Consider the following 19,800-nt stretch of genomic DNA (forward strand, 5'->3'; position numbering starts at 1 on the left):
ATTGTAGCGCGGGGCGCATCTCCCTTCGACTTCGCTTCGTTACAATGTTCGGCTGCCTTCAAGAATAGTTCCCATGTCCAATGCACCAAAGTTCGGCCTGAACGGGCCGCAAAGCGAAGCCGCGCTTTATCTCGACGGCCCCTGCCTGGTGTTGGCCGGCGCCGGCTCGGGCAAGACGCGGGTGATCACGCAAAAGATCGCCTACATGATCGAAGACCGCGGCTACGATCCGCGCACGATCGCCGCCCTGACTTTTACCAACAAGGCCGCGCTCGAGATGCAGGAGCGCATCGCCAAGCTGTTGAAACAGCCGAAGCAGGCCAAGCAATTGACGGTCTCGACCTTCCACTCGCTGGGCGTGAAAATCCTGCGCCAGGAAGCGGCCGGCGTCGGTTTGAAAGACCGGTTTTCGATCATGGACAGCGACGACTGCTATACCATCGTCTCGGACCTCGGCCTGACGACCGATAAACAGGAAATCCGGCGCATCCAGAATGCCATTTCGCTATGGAAGAACGGCCTGATCGATCCGGACGCGGCAATTGAGGCCGCGAAAGACGAGGACGAAGCCCAGGCCGGCCGCATCTACCGCAGCTATGTCGCGACGCTGTCCGCCTACCAGGCGGTCGACTTCGACGACCTGATCCGCCTGCCGGTGGAACTGTTCCGGAACAACGACCCGATCCGCGACCGCTGGCAGCGCAAGCTGCGCTATTTACTGATGGACGAGTACCAGGACACGAATACCTGCCAGTACGAGCTGGTCAAATTGCTGGTGACGGGCATCGGTAAAAAGCCGATGTTCACGGCGGTCGGCGACGACGACCAGGCAATTTACGCCTGGCGCGGCGCCTCGGTCGAAAATATCAAGACGCTGCAGACCGATTTCCCGGACCTGCGCGTGATTAAACTCGAACAGAACTACCGCTCGACCACGCGCATCCTGCAGGCGGCGAATGCGGTGATCGGCAACAACCCGAAGCTCTTCGAAAAATCGCTCTGGTCCGAACACGGCCTGGGCGAGCCGATCAAGGTGCTCGGGATGCAAAGCGACGAGCAGGAAGCCGACCAGATCGCGATCATGATTTCGTCGGACCATTTTCAGCGCAAGAACAAGTGGACGGATTTCGCCATCCTGTACCGGGGCAACCACCAGGCGCGCATCATCGAGCAGGCGCTGCGCAAGGAACGCATTCCGTACACGATTTCCGGCGGCCAGAGCTTTTTCGACAAAGCCGAGATCAAGGACATCATCGCCTATCTGCGCCTGATCGCGAACGAGGGCGACGACCCGGCGTTTATTCGCGCGATCACGACACCGAAGCGCGGCGTCGGCATGGCGACCCTGGAGGTGCTGGGCGAATTTTCAAAGCAGTGGAATTGCTCTTTATTTGAAGCGGCATTAAAAGGCGGGATCGAGGGCAAGCTGGCGGACCGCCAGTTGCATCCGCTGCGTGATTTCTGCCATTTTATTAATGAGATGGAATCGCGCGCCAGCCGTCCGGGGCCTTCGGGCAGTGGAGAAAACGCGGCCGCGGTGCTCGACGATATGATGAAAGAGATCAATTACGAGCACTACCTGTACGAGAATTTCGACGACCGCGCGGCGCAAGGTAAATGGCAGAACGTGATGGAGTTCACCAACTGGCTGAAGGAACGCGGCAACGGCGGGCGCGACGGCACCGGCGAAGAAAAGAATTTACTGGAACTGACGCAAATGGTGGCCCTGATGTCCATGCTCGAGGGTAAGGACGAGGAACCGGACGCGGTGCGCATGTCGACCCTGCACGCCTCGAAGGGCCTGGAGTATCCGCACGTCTACCTGGTCGGCGTGGAAGAGGGGATCTTGCCGCACAAGGGCGACCCGGACGACCCGATCGAAAAGATCGCCGCGCGCATCCAGGAAGAGCGGCGCCTGATGTATGTCGGCATCACGCGCGCCCAGCGCACGCTGCACCTTACCTGGTGCAAGAAGCGAAAGCGCGCGGGCGAACTGGTGCACTGCGATCCGTCGCGCTTCATCAAGGAGATGGCGCTCGACGAAGGCATTGCGGTGCCGTTTGAATCCGAGGTGATCAGCCCGAAAGACCGGCTGGCGAGTTTAAAGGCGCTGTTGAATACGCCGAAGCCGGACGCGGGCAAGCTGATGTCATAATGCCGCCCAATCCAGAAAACATGCCAGGAACCGCCGTGGAACACGAAGACCGTTTTGTCGATATCGAAATCAAGCTGGCGCACCAGGAAGACCTGGTCGACTCGCTGAACCAGACCGTCTACCAGCAGGCGCGCCGCATCGACCAGCTCGAAGCCATGGTGCAGCAGCTGGCCGAGCACCTGCGCACGATGCGCGAGGTCGGGCGGCAGAACCCGGTGAACGAGCGCCCGCCGCATTATTGAACCACGGTGCTTGAGTAAGGTCGAACGCACCTTCAACCACTGGCAGTGGCGCGGGCTTTTGTCAGGTCACTGGCCAACAATGCCCCAAGCCGTTTGCCCAGGCACAGCAAGGTCACCGTCGGCGGCAAGCCCCACGGCTCCGGAATCACCGACGCATCGCACACGAACAGCCCCGGCGTCTTCGTCTGCAAATTCGCATCCACGCCCTCCCCGATGCGCACGCTGCCGCCCGGGTGCGCCGCGAAATGCCATGATGTAAAGATGTGATGCGCCCCCGCTTCGCGCAAGATCGCCTGCGCCATCCCGACACCGTGTGTCAACTTGCGCCGGTCGCCCTCCTGCAGCGTCTTGTCGGCCCAGCGCGGCCCGATGCGGCCGCCGATCTCGTCGCGGATCTTGACCATCATCGACAGGGTGCGGCGGTGCGCAAATAAACGGTCGATGCGGCCGACCTGCAGCGCAAAAGCCTGGTACATCGGTCGCGGCAAGGTCAAATCGGCCAGTGCCACGCCCTCGTCATGCAGGTGCAGGCCACCGGCCATCGGCACTTCGGCCCCGCCGTCGATGTCGTCCACGCTGCCCATCACCGCCACCACCGGATCGCTGAAGAAGGGCGATTCGCGCGGTCCCAGACCCGAGCGGTGCAGCAGGCGTGGGCTGCCCAGGCCGCCGCCGGCGAGCACGACGATCGGCGCCGCCAGGGTGCGCACCGTGCCGCCGACTTCCACCTCGACACCAGCCGCGCGGCCTTCCGCCACCACGATGCGCAGCACGCGGGCGCGCTCGACCAGTTGCGCGCCGTGGCGGCAGGCGTCATCGAGAAAATCGCGCGCCGTCCACTTGGCGCCAAAAGGGCAGCCGTACACGCAGCGCCAGCAGCCGCTGCGGCAGGATTCGGGACGGATCATCTTGTCGAGTTTGCGCCAGTCGAGCGAGAGGGAATGCGCGGCCGTCATCATGCGCGCGGCCATCGGGCCGATCAGTTTATCGGGCAAGGGCGCCATCGGCAGTTCGGCGCGCAATTGGGCCAGGGCCGGTTCGAGATCGATGCCATGGCGGGCAAATAGCGCCTGCGGCGGCGCGGCGGCGGTCGCAAAGTTAATCGCCGAGCTGCCGCCCGCAGTGATGCCGGCCACCAGCAGGGAAGCGTCGCGGTGCAGGTAGGCTCCCTTGCCGGGAACCGCCGCCATGGCAGCCATCTGGCCCAGGGTTCCTTTTAACGGGTCAGCTCCGCCCTGTTCCAGCACCAGCACGCGCAGGCCGGAGCGGGCCAGCGTGCGCGCCGTGCTGGCGCCGCCGGGACCGCTGCCGACGACGATCGCATCGTATGAAGGGTGGAAGATGGGAAGCATGGAGGGAAGCGCCAGTTGACCACGCGGATGCGATGCAATCGGATCAGGGCCGCTGCGGCAGCTTCCAGTCGGGCCGCACGAAGTGGCAGGTGTAGCCGTTCGGGAGGCGTTCCAGGTAATCCTGGTGTTCCGGCTCGGCTTCCCAGAACGGGCCTGCAGGCGCGATCTCGGTCATGACCTTGCCAGGCCACAGGCTTGATGCGTCGACGTCGGCCACGGTATCTTCGGCAACGCGCTTTTGCGCGTCATTCAGGTAAAAAATGGCCGAGCGGTAGCTGGCGCCGAGGTCGTTGCCCTGGCGGTTGAGTGTACTCGGGTCGTGAATCTGGAAGAAAAATTCCAGGATTTGACGGAAGCTGATCCGGGCCGGATCGAACACGACTTCGAGCGCTTCAGCGTGCGTGCCATGGTTGCGGTAAGTCGCGTTGGGCACGTCGCCGCCGCTATAGCCGACGCGGGTGGACAGCACGCCGGGCTGGCGGCGCAGCAGCGCCTGCATGCCCCAGAAGCATCCGCCTGCCAGGATGGCGGTTTCGGTTTGCACAGTCATCGTCGATTCTCTCAATTGTGTGGAGGGGCCGCATCATGCGCGGCAATAGCGCTCCATGATAGCGGCTCCTCCACATCGAACGCGCACGCCCTATTTTTTCGCCGGCAGCACCGCCCTTCAACCGTGCGTCACCACGAGCGGGAACACGCTCGCATGGTCCTCGTCCGCGAACACCTTGATTTGCGTACGCAGGCCCGGATAGCGCTGCGCCTTGAGGGCGCTGTCGACGTCGCGCAGGTCGGCCACCATGTCGGCATTTTGTTCCGCCCTTGAGCGCTTCTTGCCCGGCGCCAGGCGCTCCAGGCTGCCGATGCCGAAGAAGACATTGGCCGGCAAATCGCGGCGCCGTTCTCCGTACGCTTCAAGGCGGTCGAACATCACGCCGACGTCATACCAGAGCGACGGGCTGCCGAGGATGTAATGCTCGAACATGCGCGGTTCGGTGAGCAGGATTTGCAGCCCAAGCAGGCTGCCGTACGAATGGCCGACGAAGAACTTGCGCTTCATGTCGGCGCGGTAGTCGTGCTTGCGCGGCACGGTCGGCGTGTAATCGCGCCGCCGGCTGAAGACGCCCGTGTCGCCCTTGGCATACGACAGGCCGACCACGATCGTCTCTTCCATGCCCGCGTGTTTGGTGAGGCGCTGCGAGATGTTGCGCACGATCGGGAAGGCGTAGTTCGCATCCGTGACGAACACCACCGGATAGCGTCGGCCCGTGTCGCGGTAGGAGTCGGGCAGGGCGACGAAGACCTGGTAGTCGCGCGTCAAGCCGGGAGCGCGCACCTCGCGCACTTCGGTGTTGTCGAGTAGGTAGGGCGCGGGTAGCTGCGCCGACGCGCTGCCTGCTGCGGCGAGCAGGGCACATCCAAGGCAAATATTCTTCAATGCTGACTCCGGTTGTGCGCGGCTGCCGTCTCTCCGCAGGAAAGGCCATCTTAGCCGCAGAGTTGGCTCATGAGCAATTTCGCCAGGGTGTTGCAGGTCGAGCGTTCAACATCTCCCGCCAAAATGCCTGTCCAAACAGTTTTGTATGCAGATTGTTTCGACCTCACGACACGGCAATAAAGCCTGCTATGATCTGGCGCGCACCTGTCGGCGGCGATCCCGCGGGCAGCCTTTTTCGAGTCCGTGAGAGAGACCATGAACCGCCCACAAATGCTCATCATCGCAGCCAGCCTGGCCTTCCCCGGAACCGCGCTTTCAGCTCCCCTTGCAGCACCTGCCGGCTCCGCCATGGTGCTCGACGCATCGAACCCGTTTGCCAAGCCGAGCGCGCTGCCGTTCAATTACCCGGCCTTCGACAAGATCAAGGATGACCACTTCCTGCCGGCCTACGCGGCGGGCATGCGCGAGCAATTGCGCGAAGTGGCAGGGATCGCCAACAACCCGAAAGCGGCCACCTTCGAGAACACGATCGTGGCGATGGAGCGCTCCGGCCAGATGCTCTCGCGTGTCAGTGCCGTGTTCTCGAACCTGCAGACCGCCAACACGAACGACCGCCTGGACGCCGTCGACCGCGAAATGTCGCCGAAACTGGCCGCCCACAACGATGCGATTTACCTGAACCTGAAGCTGTTCAAGCGCGTCGAAACCCTGCACGCCAAGCGCGACAAGCTGGGGCTGGACGCCGAAGCGACCTTCCTGCTCGAACGCTACTACAAGGAATTCGTGCGCGCCGGCGCCAAGTTGTCAAACGCCGACAAGGAAAAGCTGAAGCGCTATAACGGCCAGATCGCGTCCCTGCAGTCGGACTTCTCGCAGCGCGTGCTGAAGGAAGCGAACGCGTCGGCCCTGGTGGTCAATAACCGCGCCGAACTGGCCGGGATGTCGGAGTCCGACATCACCGCCGCCGCGCTTGAAGCCAAGAAGCGCGGCCTGGATGGCAAGTACGTCATCGGCATCGCGAATACGACCATCCAGGCGCCGCTCGCGAGCTTGACGAACCGTTCTGTGCGCGAACGCCTGCAGACCGCATCGATGACGAGAGGTAGCCGCGGCGGCGAATTCGACACGCGCGAACTGGTGCTGAAACTGGTGAAGTTGCGCGCCGAACGCGCCATCCTGCTCGGCTACCCGAACTACGCGGCCTATTCGCAGGAACTGGAAACGGCAAAGAACCCGGCCGCCGTGAATAAACTGCTGGCCGAACTGGCCAAGCCGGCGATCGGCAACGCGCGCAAGGAAGCGGGCGAGATGCAGAAGATCATCGACGCCGAGAAGGGTGGTTTCAAGGTCGCCGCCCATGATTGGGCCTTCTACAGCGACAAGGTGCGCGCGGCCCAGTACAACTTCGACGAAAACCAGCTGCGTCCGTATTTTGAATTGAACCGCGTGCTGGTGGACGGCGTGTTCTTTGCCGCGACCAAGGAGTTCGGCATCACTTTTAAAGAACGCAAGGATTTGCCGGTCTACGACCCGGACGTGCGCACCTTCGACGTGATGGATAACGACGGCAAGCAGCTGGCGATCTTCCTGTTCGACCCCTACGCCCGCGGCAACAAGCAGGGCGGCGCCTGGATGAACGAATACGTATCGCAGTCGCATTTGCTCGGCAAGCATCCGGTCGTGGGCAACCACCAGAACATTCCGAAGCCGCCCGCCGGGGAACCGACCCTGCTCACCTACGACGAAGTGCGCACCATGTTCCACGAGTTCGGCCACGCGCTGCATGGCATGTTCTCGAACGTGAAATACCCGCACTTCTCGGGCACCAGCGTGCCGCGCGACTTCGTCGAGTATCCGTCGCAGGTCAACGAAATGTGGGCGATCTGGCCGGAGGTGCTGTCGAACTACGCGAAGCACCACAAGACCGGCGCGCCGATGCCGAAGGAATTGCTCGATAAAGTCGTCGCCTCCAAAAAATTCAACCAGGGCTTCATGACCAGCGAATACCTGGCCGCGTCCCTGATCGACCAGCGCTGGCACCAGCTGACCCCGGCGCAGATCCCGCTGGATGTCCTCGCGTTCGAGGCAGCCGCCTTGAAAGATGCCGGCGTCGACTTCGCCCCGGTGCCGCCGCGCTACCGCACCACCTATTTTTCGCACTCGATGAATGGCGGCTATTCGGCCGGCTACTACGCCTACCTGTGGAGCGAAAAGCTCGACGCCGATACGGTCGAGTGGTTCAAGGAAAACGGAGGATTGTCGCGCAAGAACGGCGACCACTTCCGCAAGACCCTGCTCTCGCGCGGCGGCACCACCGAGGCGATGAACCTGTTCAAGGATTTCCGCGGGCGTGATCCGGTGATCGCGCCGCTGCTCGAGCGGCGCGGCCTGACAGGTAACTGATCGGCCTTCAGCATTTACTGCACGAAGATGCGGCACCGCGTTCGCGGTGCCGCATCGTTTTTACTTCAACAGCAACAATAGAGACAACATGAACCGTCCCCACATCCTGCTCGTCGCCGCAGCCGGCGTCGCCGTCGCGAATCTGGCCTGTGCCGCACCGGCGTCGCTCTTGGCCGCATCGAACCCGTTCGCCAAGCCAAGCACCCTGCAATACGGCTACCCGGCCTTCGACAAGATCAAGAACGAGCACTTTGCGCCGGCATTCGCCGAAGGCATGCGCCAGCAGGCCGCCGAGATCGAGAAGATCGCCAACAACAAGGCCGCGCCTACTTTTGAAAACACCATCGTCGCGATGGAGCGCTCGGGCCAGCTCCTGGACCGCGTGCAGGCCGTGTTCGGCACCCTGATCGGTTCCTACACCAACGACACCCTGCAGCTTCTCGACAAGGAACTGGCGCCGAAGCTGGCCGCGCATAGCGACGCCATCCGCCTGAACCCGACACTGTACGCGCGCATCAAGGCGCTGCACGACAAGCGCACCAAACTGAACCTGGACGCCGAATCGGCATTCCTGATCGAGCGCTACAACAAGGACTTCGTGCGCGCCGGCGCCAAATTGTCGGAAGCCGACAAACAGAAACTGCGCTCCTACAACGGCCAGCTGGCCGCCTTGCAGACCGCGTTCAGCCAGAACGTATTGAAGGAAGTGAACGCCTCGGCCTTCGTGGTCGACACCCGTGCCGAACTGGCCGGCCTGCCGGAAAAAGCGATCGAAGCGGCCGCTGTCGAAGCGAAAAAGCGCGGCCTGGAAGGCAAGTTCGTGATCCCGGTCGTAAACACCACCCAGCAGGCGCCACTGTCCGTGCTGACCAACCGCGCCACCCGCGAAAAGCTGCTGAACGTGTCCACGGTGCGCGGCTCGCGCGGCGGCGAATTCGACAACCGCCAGGCCGTCCTGACGCTGGCGAAATTGCGCGCCGAACGCGCCGAACTGCTCGGCTACGAAAGCCACGCGGCCTACTCGCTGGAAGACCAGACCGCCAAGAACACGGGCGCCGTCAACAAGCTGCTGGCCGATCTCACCGTGCCGGCCGTGCGCAACGTGAACAAGGAAGCGGCCGAGATCCAGGCCCTGATCGACGCCGAGAAGGGCGGTTTCAACGTTGCGGCGTATGACTGGAACTACTACAGCGACAAGGTGCGCGCAGCCAGGTATTCGTTCGACGCGAACCAGCTCAAACCATACTTTGAACTGAACAACGTCCTGAACGGCGCCTTCTTCGCAGCCAACCAGCTGTGGGGCATCACCTTCAAGGAACGCAAGGACTTGCCGGTCTACGATCCGGACGTGCGCGTGTATGACGTGTTCGAGGAAGACGGCAAGCATCTCGCCATCTTCACCTTCGACCCGTATGCGCGCCCGAACAAGCGCGGCGGCGCCTGGATGGGCGCCCTGGTCAGCCAGAGCACGCTGCTGGGCCAGAAGCCCGTCATCACCAACAACCTGAACCTGACGAAACCGGCCGCGGGCGAACCGACCCTGCTCACCTGGGACGAAGTACGCACCACCTTCCATGAATTCGGCCACGGCACCCACGGCTGGTTCTCGAACGTGAAGTACCCGCGCTTCTCGGGCACCAGCGTGCCGCGCGATTACGTGGAACTGCCGTCGCAGGTCTACGAGATGTGGATGGCCTGGCCGGAAGTGCTGGCCAACTACGCGAAGCACTACCAGACCGGCGCGCCGATGCCATCGGCGCTGCTGGACAAACTGCGCGCGTCGCAGCGTTTCAATGAAGGTTATCGCACCACCGAGTACCTGGCCGCCGCGGTCCTCGACCAGAAATGGCATCAGATCGGCCCGAAAGCGATTCCATCGGACGTGAAAACGTTTGAGGCGCAGGCCTTGAAAGAAGCCGGCCTCGATGTCGGTCCGGTCCCGCCGCGCTACAGCTCGACCTACTTCTCGCATGCGTTCTCGGGCGGCTACTCGGCCGGCTATTACAGCTACCTGTGGGCCGAGCGGCTCGACGCCGATGCCGGCGAGTGGTTCAAGGAAAACGGCGGCTTGCAGCGCAAGAACGGCGATCGCTTCCGCAAGCTGGTGCTGTCGAAAGGCGGCACCATGGACGCGACCGAGATGTACCGTGCCTTCCGCGGCCGCGATCCGGAAATCGGCCCGCTGCTGGAACGCCGTGGCCTGACCGCCAACTGATTGACGTTTTTAGAGCGCGGGCAGGTAATGCCCGCGCTTTTTTTATTTGCACCACATCATAAAGAGACTCCATGAACCGCTCCCACACCCTGCTCGTTGCCGCCAGCGTCGCCGTGGCCAACCTGGCCTATGCCCAGCCAGCCTCGCTGCTTGAAGCATCGAACCCGTTCGCCGCGCCGAGCATCTTGCCGTTCCAGTACCCGGCCTTCGACAAGGTGAAAAACGAACACTTCGCCCCGGCCTACGCCGAGGGCATGCGCCAGCAGGCCGCCGAGATCGAGGCGATCGCCAACAACAAGGCGGCGCCGACCTTCGAGAACACCATCGTCGCGATGGAGCGTTCGGGCCAGCTGCTTAACCGCGTCGGCGTCGTCTTCGGTACGCTCTCCGGTTCGTACACCAACGACACGTTGAAGGCCCTGGACAAGGAAATGGCGCCGAAGCTGTCCGCGCACAGCGATGCGATCCGCCTGAACCCGAGACTGTACGCGCGCATCAAGGCGCTGTACGACAAGCGCAGCAAGCTGAACCTGGACGCCGAGTCGGTCTACCTGCTCGAGCGCTACCACACCGACTTCGTGCGCGCCGGCGCCAAGTTGTCCGCTGCGGACAAGGAAAAGCTGAAGGCCTACAACAGCCAGCTGGCCAGCTTGCAGACCCAGTTCGCCCAGAACGTGCTGAACGAATCGAATTCGTCGGCCCTGATCGTGGACACCCGCGCGGAACTCGCCGGCATGTCGGACAAGCAGATCGACGCCGCCGCGGCGGAGGCCAAAAAGCGCGGCCAGGACGGCAAGTTCGCGATTCCCGTGGTGAATACCACCGGCCAGGCCGGCTTGTCGGTACTGACCAATCGCGCGACCCGCGAAAAGCTGCTGGCGGCCTCGATGGGACGCGGCTCGCGCGGCGGCGAGTTCGACAACAAGGACGAAGTGCTGCAGATCGCCAAGCTGCGCGCCGAACGCGCAGCGCTCTTGGGCTACCCGAGCCACGCCGCCTACATGCTGGAAGACCAGACCGCAAAGAACACGAAAGCCGTCAACAGCCTGCTGGCCGAATTCGCCAAGCCGGCCGTGAACAACGCAAAGAAGGAAGCAGCCGAGATCCAGAAGGTGATCGACGCCGAGAAGGGAGGCTTCCAGCTCGCCGCCCACGACTGGGCCTTCTACAGCGACAAGGTGCGCGCCCAGCGCTATGCCTTCGACGCTGCGCAGCTGCGTCCCTACTTTGAACTGAACCGCGTGCTGGTCGACGGCGTGTTTTTTGCGGCGACCAAGGAATTCGGCATCACCTTCAAGGAACGCAAGGACCTGCCGACTTATAACGAAGACGTGCGCACCTTCGACGTGTTCGACGCCGACGGCTCGCAGCTGGCGATTTTTACCTTCGACCCGTACGCACGCTCGAACAAGCGCGGCGGCGCCTGGGCGAATGCCCTGGTCGGACAAAGCACGCTGCTCGCTACCAAGCCGGTGATCGCGAACAACCTGAACGTGCCCAAGCCTGCCGCGGGCGAACCGACCCTGCTCACCTACGACGAAGTGCGCACCACCTTCCACGAATTCGGCCACGCGCTGCACGGCATGTTCTCGAACGTGACATACCCGCGCTTCTCGGGCTCGCGCGTGCCGCGCGATTACGTCGAGTTCCCATCCCAGGTGAACGAGATGTGGATGGCCTGGCCGGAAGTGCTGGCCAATTATGCGAAGCACTACCAGACCGGCGCGCCGATGCCGAAAGAGCTGCTCGACAAGGTGCAGGCTTCGCAGCAGTTCAACGAAGGCTTCCGCACCACCGAGTACCTGGCCGCCTCGCTGCTGGACCAGAGCTGGCACCAGCTGAGAGCGTCGCAAATCCCGACCGACGTGCTCGCGTTCGAGGCAGCTGCATTGAAAAAGGCCGGCGTCGATTTCGCTCCGGTGCCGCCGCGCTACCGCACGACCTACTTCTCCCACGTGTTCTCGGGCGGCTATTCGTCGGGCTACTACGGCTACCTGTGGGCCGAGAAGCTCGATGCCGATACCGTCAACTGGTTCAAGGAGAATGGTGGGCTGACCCGCAAGAATGGCGACCACTTCCGCAAGACGCTGCTCTCGCGCGGCGGTACGCTCGACGCGATGCAGATGTACCGCAATTTCAGCGGGCGTGATGCGCAGGTGCAGCCCTTGCTCGAGAAGCGTGGGTTGACGGGGCAGTAATTTGTTTGGCGATGGTGGGGGTGTGCGGCGCCATCGCGGATCATTCGCAGTCTGGTACCGCGTGGGCACTCGTGCCCACGCACACCCCACCATTTCCCCCGATCCGGTGTATAAACTGCAGCTATTCCCATTCCTGAAACAAAGCAAAGCGATGAGTGTTCAATCCCTTGACGGTATTACTTTAGAATCCCTGTTAACCCGCCTCGTCGAGCACTATGGCTGGGAGGGACTCGGCCGCCGGATCGACATTAATTGTTTTCAGAAAGATCCGAGCATCAAGTCGAGCCTGAAGTTTTTGCGCCGCACGCCGTGGGCGCGCGAGCAGGTCGAGGCCTTATTCCTCGAGACCCGCTTCACCAACCAGTGAGAAACGACATGCTGAACGAGAACGATTCGAACCTGAAGGCGCACCTGAAAACGCTGCACCGCAGCCTGTCCGAAACCGAAGAAGTCGATGAAGAGCTGCAGATGCTGCTGCGCCAGCTCGATGGCGACATCAAGGGGGTGCTCGAGCGTCGTGCCGACCAGGACCTCGACGCCAACACCTACGGCCTCGGCTCGCGCACCCAGGAGCTGAGCGCCCGTTTTACGGCGCGCCACCCGAACGTCGCCTCGGCTTTGCGGGAGCTGGGTAACATGCTGTCGAGCATGGGTATTTGAAGTAGCTGCTCAACCACAAGTCATTGAAACGTAAGCAATTTTTCAGGCGGGGAGCAGCGGCCAACACCGATTTCCGGTAGAATATCGGCCAATGACCCCAGCCAATCTCTTCGCGAGCGTCCCGAAACGCTCCAGCCGCGCAGCCGCCGCGCCCTTTCTCCCGATGACCCGCGCCGAAATGGATGCGCTGGGCTGGGATTCGTGCGACGTGATCCTCGTCACCGGTGACGCCTACATCGACCATCCGAGCTTCGGCATGGCGCTGGTCGGCCGTTTGCTCGAAGCGCAGGGCTACCGGGTCGGCATCATCAGCCAGCCGGACTGGCATTCGGCCGAGCCGTTTCGCGCGCTGGGCAAGCCGAACCTGTACTGGGGCATCACCGCCGGCAACATGGATTCGATGGTGAACCGGTATACGGCCGATCGTAAAATCCGTTCCGACGACGCCTACACCCCCAATGCCGAGCCGAATAAACGCCCGGACCGCGCGGTGACCGTCTACGCCCAGCGCGTGCGCGAAGCCTATCCGGGCGTGCCGGTCGTGATCGGCTCGATCGAGGCCTCGTTGCGTCGCATCGCCCACTTCGATTACTGGTCGGATAAAGTGCGGCGCTCGGTGCTGTTCGAATCGAAAGCGGACTTGCTGATCTTCGGTAACGCCGAACGCGCGCTGGTCGACGTCACGCGCCGCATTGCCGCTGGCGAGTCGATCAAGGAAATCCGCGATATTCGCGGCACTGCCTTCCTGGTGCAGCCGGGCTGGCTACCGGACGCCGAATGGTCGGAACACAATTCCACGCGCGTGGACGTGCCGGGCCGTATCGACAGGCAGCCGAATCCGTACGCGATGGCGCTGGAAGACCCGACCGCCTGCGCGCTGGACAACGCCGCGCCGGAACCGGTACTGAAACCCGTCTTCATCATGAGCCGCGAAGAGCGGCAAGCCGCCGCGCGTGAAAAAGCGATGAAAACGGTCGTCCGTTTGCCGAGTTTCGAGACCGTCAGCGCAGACCCGGTGATGTATGCGCACGCCTCGCGCGTGTTCCACCTCGAATCGAACCCGGGCAATGCGCGTGCGCTGGTGCAATCGCACGGCGACCGCGATGTCTGGCTGAACGCGCCGCCGCTGCCGCTCGCCATGGACGAGATGGACAACGTGTATGACCTGCCGTACGCACGCAATCCGCACCCGAGTTACGGTAAAGCACACATCCCGGCCTGGGAAATGATCCGTTATTCGGTCAACATCATGCGCGGCTGCTTCGGCGGCTGCACCTTCTGCTCGATCACCGAGCACGAAGGGCGCATCATCCAGAGCCGCTCGGAGCCGTCGATCCTGCGCGAGATCGAGCTGATCCGCGACACGACCAAGAATTTTTCGGGGACGATTACCGACCTCGGCGGCCCGACCGCGAACATGTACCGCCTGGCCTGCAAAGAAAAAACGATCGAGGAATCGTGCCGCCGCCTGTCCTGCGTGTACCCGACGATTTGCAGCAACCTCGGTACCGACCACAGCAAGCTGATCCAGCTGTACCGCAAGGCGCGTGCGATTCCTGGTGTTAAAAAGATCCTGATCGGTTCCGGGCTGCGCTACGACCTGGCCGTGCGCTCGCCCGAGTACGTGAAGGAACTGGTGACGCACCACGTCGGTGGTTTGCTGAAAATTGCACCGGAACACACCGAGGCGGGCACGCTGTCGAAAATGATGAAACCGGGCATCGGCGCGTATGACGAGTTCAAGCGCCTGTTCGACAAGTATTCATTGGAGGCCGGCAAGAAGCAGTACCTGATCCCGTATTTCATCGCCGCCCACCCGGGCTCGACCGACGAGGACATGCTGAACCTGGCGCTCTGGCTGAAGAAAAACAATTTTAAGTTGGACCAGGTCCAGACCTTCACGCCGACGCCGATGGCGATGGCCACCACCATGTACCACACGCGCAAGAATCCGCTGAAGAAAGTCACAGCGGATTCCGAAGTGGTGGAGACGGCGCGCAGCGGCAAGATGCGCAAGGCCCATAAAGCCTTCTTGCGCTACCACCATCCGGAGAACTGGCCGATCCTGCGCGAGACCCTGGTCAAAATGGGCCGTGGCGACCTGATCGGCAATGGCGAACGCCACCTGGTGCCGGCCTGGCATCCGTCCGAAGACAGTGGTGCGCCGCAAGTCGGCGACCGCAAGCGCCAGGGCGGCATGCCGGCGCCCCTGCCGCACCAGATCGCCGCAGCCAAACGCAAGCCGGAGCAACAACGTGTGCCGGCCGCTGGCGGTCGTGCCCCGGTGGCCGCAGCCGAACGGGCGCGGCCGTCGATCCTGTCGACCATCAAGGCCAAGCCGAAGGGCGCGAAGAAGTAAGCGCGCCCTTTCGTCAAGTCCGGCAAAAAGCCGGCCCCTGCATCGCCGCAGGGGCCGGCTTTTTGTTTCATGGGGAGTCTTGTTGCGTATTGACGACGTAACATTGTCGGGCTTACACCGTAGTGTTGTATGAATTACCGAGGGCACACACTAAACGAAGGGAGTATGCGAACCTATTTGACGAAACCATGTAAAATAATTCCTTTGGGAAACACATGTTAGCTGCTGAATAAGACTTCAAGCGCCGATGCGATTGAATAAAAGCCTGCGTACTCTCCGCGGCCGCAGCCCCACAAGGAACACGCAGTGATCGATCACCCTATTTATATGCTGGCAGTCGGCATCGGCAACATTGCGTTTGCCCTGCTGATGGTGGCCTACGTGCGCGGTGCCAGCGCCACCCCCGGTTTGCCGATGTGGATGTGGGCGCGCATGGCCTTTGGTGCGGCTCAGCTGCTGGCCTGGGTGCGCCCGGAGTCAAGCATGCCCCTGCTTGCCATTCTGGAATCGGCGGGCTGGATTGCCGGCCTGACGCTCGAGGCGGCCGCGTATGCCATCTTTTTCGGCTATCCGCAATTGCGGCGCTATCTGGTGCCGACGGCGGCGCTCAGCTTGCTGCTTGCCTGCGCGGCATTCCTGAGCGGCTTGCCGTATCCGCAGCTGATCGTGTATGTGTCGCTGGCGATGGGCCTCGGTTCGTTTACGACCGGCGCCATCCTGATGCATCCGCGCCTGCCCGGCGCCACCACCCTGCAGCGTCTGATCGGGGCCAACGACATGGGCTGCGGGGCTACCCTGGCCGTATGGGCCATCCTCATGATTTTCGGCGAACCCGCCACCGGGGGGATCCAATCGATGGCCTATGTCGCGGGTTATTTGTTGTTGATCGTAAACGGCTTCGGTTTCATCCTGATGAGCAAGCAGCGCGACGATGCGCGCATGGAACGCCTGGCCACGACCGACGATTTGACGAGTCTGTTGAACCGGCGCGCCTTCTTCGCACGCGCCGACGCGGCGCGCCTGTTGTCCTTGCGCCTGCAGCAGCCGATGACGCTCCTGATGCTCGACATCGACCATTTCAAGCAACTCAACGATCGTTTCGGCCACGCCACCGGCGACGAGGCCTTGATCAAGTTTTCGACGACCTGTAACGATTCCCTGCGCGAGCACGATATCCTGGGCAGGCTCGGCGGTGAGGAATTCGCGCTGGCGCTGCCGGGCACCAGCCTCGACGGCGCGCTGCACACGGCCGAACGCCTGCGCCAGGCCGTGGTCGACATCCGGCTGCTCACCTGTGGCAACCATTACACGATGACGGTCAGTATCGGCGTGGTCGTGATCGATCCGGACGAAGACTTGCCGACAGCGCTCGCGCGCGCCGATCACGCCCTGTATGAAGCCAAGCGCAACGGGCGTAATCGGGTGGAAGTAGGCGTTCTCAAGCGTCGTCAAGCTTAGACGCGCCTGACCACATCCTCAAACGCGTGCGGCCGACTAGCTTCCCGCGTGCGCCAGGCTGGTCAATAAATCCTGGACCGCGCTCAGCTGGGCCGGTTTGGTGAGATGGTGATCGAAGCCGGCATCGCTCGAGCGCAGGCGGTCGCTTTCGGTACCCCATCCGGTCAGGGCAACCAGCGTAATGTCTTCCAGCCCCGGCGTGCGGCGCATGGCGCTGGCGGTTTCATAGCCGTTCAGGCCGGGCATGCCGATATCGAGGAAGGCAAGTTGCGGTAGAAATTCCCGGGCCGCAGCCAGGGCGGCAATGCCGTCGTGGGCCACGCGGGTCAGGTGCCCGCCGGCCTCGAGGATCATCGACAGGGTCAGCGCCGCATCGACGTTGTCGTCCACCACCAGGATGCGGATTGCCTGCACGGTGCCTGACGCTCCCGCGTGCCCATCGCGCCCGCGCGGCGCCTCGGCCATGTCGCCGCTGGCCAGCGGCAGCCGCACCTCGAAGCTGCTGCCCTGGCCCGCGCCGGCACTCGCCGCGCTCACGCAGCCGCCATGCATCTCGACCAGGCGCCGCACCAGCGACAGCCCGATGCCGAGGCCTCCCTGGGCGCGCTCCATATGGCGCTCGACCTGCTTGAACATGTCGAACACGCTTTTCAGGGAATCGGCCGGGATGCCGACGCCCGTGTCCGACACCGTGATCACCGCCATGCCCGCGTCCTCGCGCGCCGACAGCGCGATGCGTCCGCCGGCCGGGGTGTATTTGGCAGCATTGTTCAGCAGGTTCGCCACGACCTGGGCGATGCGGGTGACGTCGGCGTCCACCAGCAGGGCCGCATCGGGCAGCGTGACCTTCAACTGGTGGCGCGCCGCGTCGATCAAGGGCGCGCTGGTTTCGACGGCACTCGCGAGCACGCGCTTCAGGTCGACCCGTTCGCGCTTGAGTTCGAGCTTGCCGCCGCTGATGCGGGCGATATCGAGCAGGTCGTCGATCAGGTGGACCATGTGGCCCACTTGCCGCTCCATCATCTCGCGCACCTTGCGCACGGCGGCGGCGTTGTCGCCAGCCAGGCGCATGACGCCCAGGCCGCTGCGGATCGGCGCCAGCGGATTGCGCAGTTCGTGCGCGAGCGTGGCCAGGAACTCGGTTTTGCGGCGGTCGGCGTCCGACAGGTCGGCCGCCAGCTGGCGCAGCTTCTCTTCGGAGCGCCGGCGCGCCGTGATATCGGCAAACAGCAGCGCCACCTTGCGGCTGTCGATACCGCCCATGCGGGTGGCGTAGACGTCGAACCAGCGGCCCATCGCGGCTACTTCGTTTTCGAAGCGCACCGCTTCGCCGGTCAGCGCAACCTTGCCATAGGTATCGAACCAGAACCGGTCGAGGTCCGGCACCAGTTCGCGCGCCGTCTTGCCGACGGCGTCGACGAGGCCGCTATGGCGCGCGAACGTGGCATTCATTTCGAGAAAGCGGTAGTCGGCGGGGGCACCCGTTTCATCGAAGATCATCTCGATGACCGAGAAGCCCTGGTCCATCGATTCGAACAGGGTGCGATAACGTTCTTCACTGACGCGCAATTTCTCTGCCGCGCGGCGGCTCTCGGTCGTGTCGAGCACGATCGCCACCATGCCCTGGTACTCGCCCGCAGGGCCGCGCAGCGCGTTGACGCTGCTGGTGGCCGGTATCAGGGATCCATCCTTGCGCAGGTAATGCTTGTCGATAACAAAGCCGGGGCCGCCCGCCGTCAGGCCGGCGAGCGCCGTCAGGCTCTCCTCGCGCGAAGCCGGCGCCGTTAACTGGGTCACGCTCATGCCGATCAGTTCGGATTCGGTGTAACCGACCATGTCGCAATACTTCTGGTTCACGAGGGTGATGCGGCCCTGCGGATCCATCTCGACCACGCCGGTCGCGGCCTGGCCGACAATCTTGGCGAAGCGTTCGCGGCTTTCGTACAGCCGGTTTTCGCTCAGCTTGCGCTCGGTCTGGTCGACACCGTGCACCAGCACGCCCGTGATCTCGCCGTCTGCATCGCGCAGGGCCGTGAAGACCAGGTCGACGAAACGCTGTTCCAATGCTGCGCCGGCATGGCGCTGCAGCATGGCCGGCATGTCGGTACCGATGAACTGTTCCCCGGTCTGGTAGACCGCGTCCAACAGTTCGAAGAAACCCTGGCCGTCGACTTCCGGCAGCGCCTGGCGTATCGGCTGGCCGATCAGGTCGCGGTTGCCGACCAGCTGCAGGTAGCGCTCGTTGACCAGCTCGAAGACGTGGTCAGGACTGGTCAGTACGCACATGAAGGCCGGCGCCTTGTGGAAGACGTCGCTCATGCGTGCGTTGGCGGCCTGGACTTCCTTGAGCAGGCGTTCGCGCTGGACATCGGCCTCATGGGCCGCGGTCACGTCGCGCGACACCGCCAGCATGTTCTGGAGGCGGCCATCGTCCCCCTGCACCGCGGTCACCACCACTTCCCACCAGCGCGGCGAACCCTTGGCCGTCGGGCAGAACGCCTTGACTTGCCCGGTGCCGCCGGCGCGGGCCAGCGCGATCGCGGCGTCGATCTTGTCCTGGCTTTCCTGCGGCCAGAATGTTCGCCACGCCGCACCGGAAAAAGGACGGAAGTCGTCGATTTCCAGGGCACACATGCCGTTCTTGTTCATCGCCAGCACCTTGCCTTCGTTGCTGAGCAATTTGACGCAGTCCGGGCTGCTTTCGAACAATTGCAGGCCCAGGGCGTTGGTGTCGATCACGGGCGCGGTATCAGGGTGTTGCTGCATGAGGCAAAATTCCAGGTTGCGGATGCCGGCAGGGCATCGATCGTGCTGCGATAGCTCACCTATAGCATGGGGTGGAACGGCTGACTGTTAGGTCGCTAACGTCCGCGTGACATGAAGGTATAAAGCGGATGAGCGGTCTGCGAGCTTACGCGCTTTTTGGATGCCTTGCTGAGCACGGCGCGTGGCCGAGGTAGCGGAGCAAAAGGGAATGAGAATGAAAACGAAAAAGAAAAAGGGCCCGACAAGTCGGACCCTTTTTCTTTGATGCTGGCGGAGCGGACGGGACTCGAACCCGCGACCCCCGGCGTGACAGGCCGGTATTCTAACCAACTGAACTACCGCTCCATTTTTACTGATCGGTTCTTCATTTCGAACTGAATCTGGTGGGCGCTGAGAGGCTCGAACTCCCGACCTAATCCTTGTAAGGGATCCGCTCTACCAACTGAGCTAAGCGCCCGGCTCACCGTATTCTGTTCGTCTGACGTTTGTCACTGCGTCTGAAGAGGCCCGAATCATAGCGTATGGCTTCGCGAATGTGCAAGAGTTTTTCTGAAAAT

Annotated in this window: 13 protein-coding genes and 2 tRNA genes; 9 read left to right on the top strand and 6 right to left on the bottom strand. The window is 62.8% G+C overall.

All coding sequences use genetic code 11. The annotated features are described in order from the left end of the window. Positions 1-73 precede the first annotated feature (73 nt). Together ACHAC9_RS16080 and ACHAC9_RS16085 are read left to right on the top strand one after the other, a co-directional pair. Positions 74-2,155 (top strand): UvrD-helicase domain-containing protein, encoded by a 2,082-nt coding sequence (locus ACHAC9_RS16080; RefSeq protein WP_435761145.1) that lies wholly within the window; start codon positions 74-76, stop codon positions 2,153-2,155. 35 nt (positions 2,156-2,190) lie between these two features. Then, entirely contained in the window at positions 2,191-2,397 is a 207-nt protein-coding gene (locus tag ACHAC9_RS16085; protein WP_435761147.1) for a SlyX family protein, read from the top strand. 32 nt (positions 2,398-2,429) lie between these two features. Here ACHAC9_RS16085 and ACHAC9_RS16090 read toward each other — a convergent pair whose 3' ends face one another. The 3 genes from ACHAC9_RS16090 to ACHAC9_RS16100 all read right to left on the bottom strand — a co-directional run bounded on the left by ACHAC9_RS16090 (position 2,430) and on the right by ACHAC9_RS16100 (position 5,184). Further along, positions 2,430-3,749 (bottom strand): FAD-dependent oxidoreductase, encoded by a 1,320-nt coding sequence (locus ACHAC9_RS16090; protein WP_435761149.1) that lies wholly within the window; start codon positions 3,747-3,749, stop codon positions 2,430-2,432. 43 nt (positions 3,750-3,792) lie between these two features. Continuing rightward, complete coding sequence (msrA, locus tag ACHAC9_RS16095) at positions 3,793-4,299, bottom strand: peptide-methionine (S)-S-oxide reductase MsrA (RefSeq protein ID WP_435761151.1); 507 nt, start codon at positions 4,297-4,299, stop codon at positions 3,793-3,795. A gap of 117 nt (positions 4,300-4,416) precedes the next feature. Further along, the gene (locus ACHAC9_RS16100; protein WP_435761153.1) at positions 4,417-5,184 is read right to left on the bottom strand and encodes an alpha/beta hydrolase; all 768 of its coding nucleotides are present in this window, start codon (positions 5,182-5,184) and stop codon (positions 4,417-4,419) included. A gap of 255 nt (positions 5,185-5,439) precedes the next feature. Here ACHAC9_RS16100 and ACHAC9_RS16105 point away from each other — a divergent pair, with 255 nt between their 5' ends. The 7 genes from ACHAC9_RS16105 to ACHAC9_RS16135 all read left to right on the top strand — a co-directional run bounded on the left by ACHAC9_RS16105 (position 5,440) and on the right by ACHAC9_RS16135 (position 16,477). After that, positions 5,440-7,587, top strand: coding sequence for a M3 family metallopeptidase (locus ACHAC9_RS16105; RefSeq protein WP_435761155.1), 2,148 nt, complete (start codon positions 5,440-5,442; stop codon positions 7,585-7,587). Positions 7,588-7,675: 88 nt separating this feature from the next. After that, on the top strand, positions 7,676-9,802 hold the full coding sequence (locus tag ACHAC9_RS16110) for a M3 family metallopeptidase (RefSeq protein ID WP_435761157.1): 2,127 nt from the start codon (positions 7,676-7,678) through the stop codon (positions 9,800-9,802). A 71-nt stretch (positions 9,803-9,873) separates the two neighbouring features. After that, positions 9,874-12,000, top strand: coding sequence for a M3 family metallopeptidase (locus tag ACHAC9_RS16115; RefSeq protein WP_435761159.1), 2,127 nt, complete (start codon positions 9,874-9,876; stop codon positions 11,998-12,000). A 151-nt stretch (positions 12,001-12,151) separates the two neighbouring features. Beyond that, on the top strand, positions 12,152-12,367 hold the full coding sequence (locus ACHAC9_RS16120; protein ID WP_435761161.1) for a VF530 family DNA-binding protein: 216 nt from the start codon (positions 12,152-12,154) through the stop codon (positions 12,365-12,367). Between the two features lie 8 nt (positions 12,368-12,375). Beyond that, a complete protein-coding gene (locus ACHAC9_RS16125; RefSeq protein ID WP_435761163.1) occupies positions 12,376-12,660 on the top strand; it encodes a DUF4404 family protein in 285 nt (94 codons plus the stop codon). Positions 12,661-12,823: 163 nt separating this feature from the next. After that, entirely contained in the window at positions 12,824-15,019 is a 2,196-nt protein-coding gene (locus ACHAC9_RS16130; RefSeq protein WP_435761292.1) for a YgiQ family radical SAM protein, read from the top strand. Between the two features lie 306 nt (positions 15,020-15,325). Beyond that, positions 15,326-16,477, top strand: a complete 1,152-nt coding sequence (locus tag ACHAC9_RS16135) for a GGDEF domain-containing protein (RefSeq protein WP_435761165.1) — start codon at positions 15,326-15,328, stop codon at positions 16,475-16,477. A gap of 36 nt (positions 16,478-16,513) precedes the next feature. Here the strand turns inward: ACHAC9_RS16135 and ACHAC9_RS16140 are convergent, their stop codons facing one another. From ACHAC9_RS16140 to ACHAC9_RS16150, 3 genes are all read right to left on the bottom strand, one after another. After that, entirely contained in the window at positions 16,514-19,243 is a 2,730-nt protein-coding gene (locus ACHAC9_RS16140; RefSeq protein ID WP_435761167.1) for a hybrid sensor histidine kinase/response regulator, read from the bottom strand. A gap of 268 nt (positions 19,244-19,511) precedes the next feature. Next, positions 19,512-19,588 (bottom strand) — tRNA-Asp (locus ACHAC9_RS16145). A 36-nt stretch (positions 19,589-19,624) separates the two neighbouring features. Further along, a tRNA-Val gene (locus tag ACHAC9_RS16150) sits at positions 19,625-19,700 on the bottom strand. Positions 19,701-19,800: the final 100 nt, after the last annotated feature.

It is taken from the genome of Massilia sp. CMS3.1 (assembly GCF_051262535.1).
GTDB lineage: Bacteria > Pseudomonadota > Gammaproteobacteria > Burkholderiales > Burkholderiaceae_D > Telluria.

Bases quoted from the DNA above. Each gene is read 5' to 3' on its own strand.
- ACHAC9_RS16080 (WP_435761145.1), top strand. From the start codon at position 74: ATGTCCAATGCACCAAAGTTCGGCCTGAACGGGCCGCAAAGCGAAGCC.
- ACHAC9_RS16090 (WP_435761149.1), bottom strand. From the start codon at position 3,749: ATGCTTCCCATCTTCCACCCTTCATACGATGCGATCGTCGTCGGCAGC.
- msrA (WP_435761151.1), bottom strand. From the start codon at position 4,299: ATGACTGTGCAAACCGAAACCGCCATCCTGGCAGGCGGATGCTTCTGG.
- ACHAC9_RS16105 (WP_435761155.1), top strand. From the start codon at position 5,440: ATGAACCGCCCACAAATGCTCATCATCGCAGCCAGCCTGGCCTTCCCC.
- ACHAC9_RS16110 (WP_435761157.1), top strand. From the start codon at position 7,676: ATGAACCGTCCCCACATCCTGCTCGTCGCCGCAGCCGGCGTCGCCGTC.
- ACHAC9_RS16115 (WP_435761159.1), top strand. From the start codon at position 9,874: ATGAACCGCTCCCACACCCTGCTCGTTGCCGCCAGCGTCGCCGTGGCC.
- ACHAC9_RS16120 (WP_435761161.1), top strand. From the start codon at position 12,152: ATGAGTGTTCAATCCCTTGACGGTATTACTTTAGAATCCCTGTTAACC.
- ACHAC9_RS16125 (WP_435761163.1), top strand. From the start codon at position 12,376: ATGCTGAACGAGAACGATTCGAACCTGAAGGCGCACCTGAAAACGCTG.
- ACHAC9_RS16130 (WP_435761292.1), top strand. From the start codon at position 12,824: ATGACCCGCGCCGAAATGGATGCGCTGGGCTGGGATTCGTGCGACGTG.
- ACHAC9_RS16140 (WP_435761167.1), bottom strand. From the start codon at position 19,243: ATGCAGCAACACCCTGATACCGCGCCCGTGATCGACACCAACGCCCTG.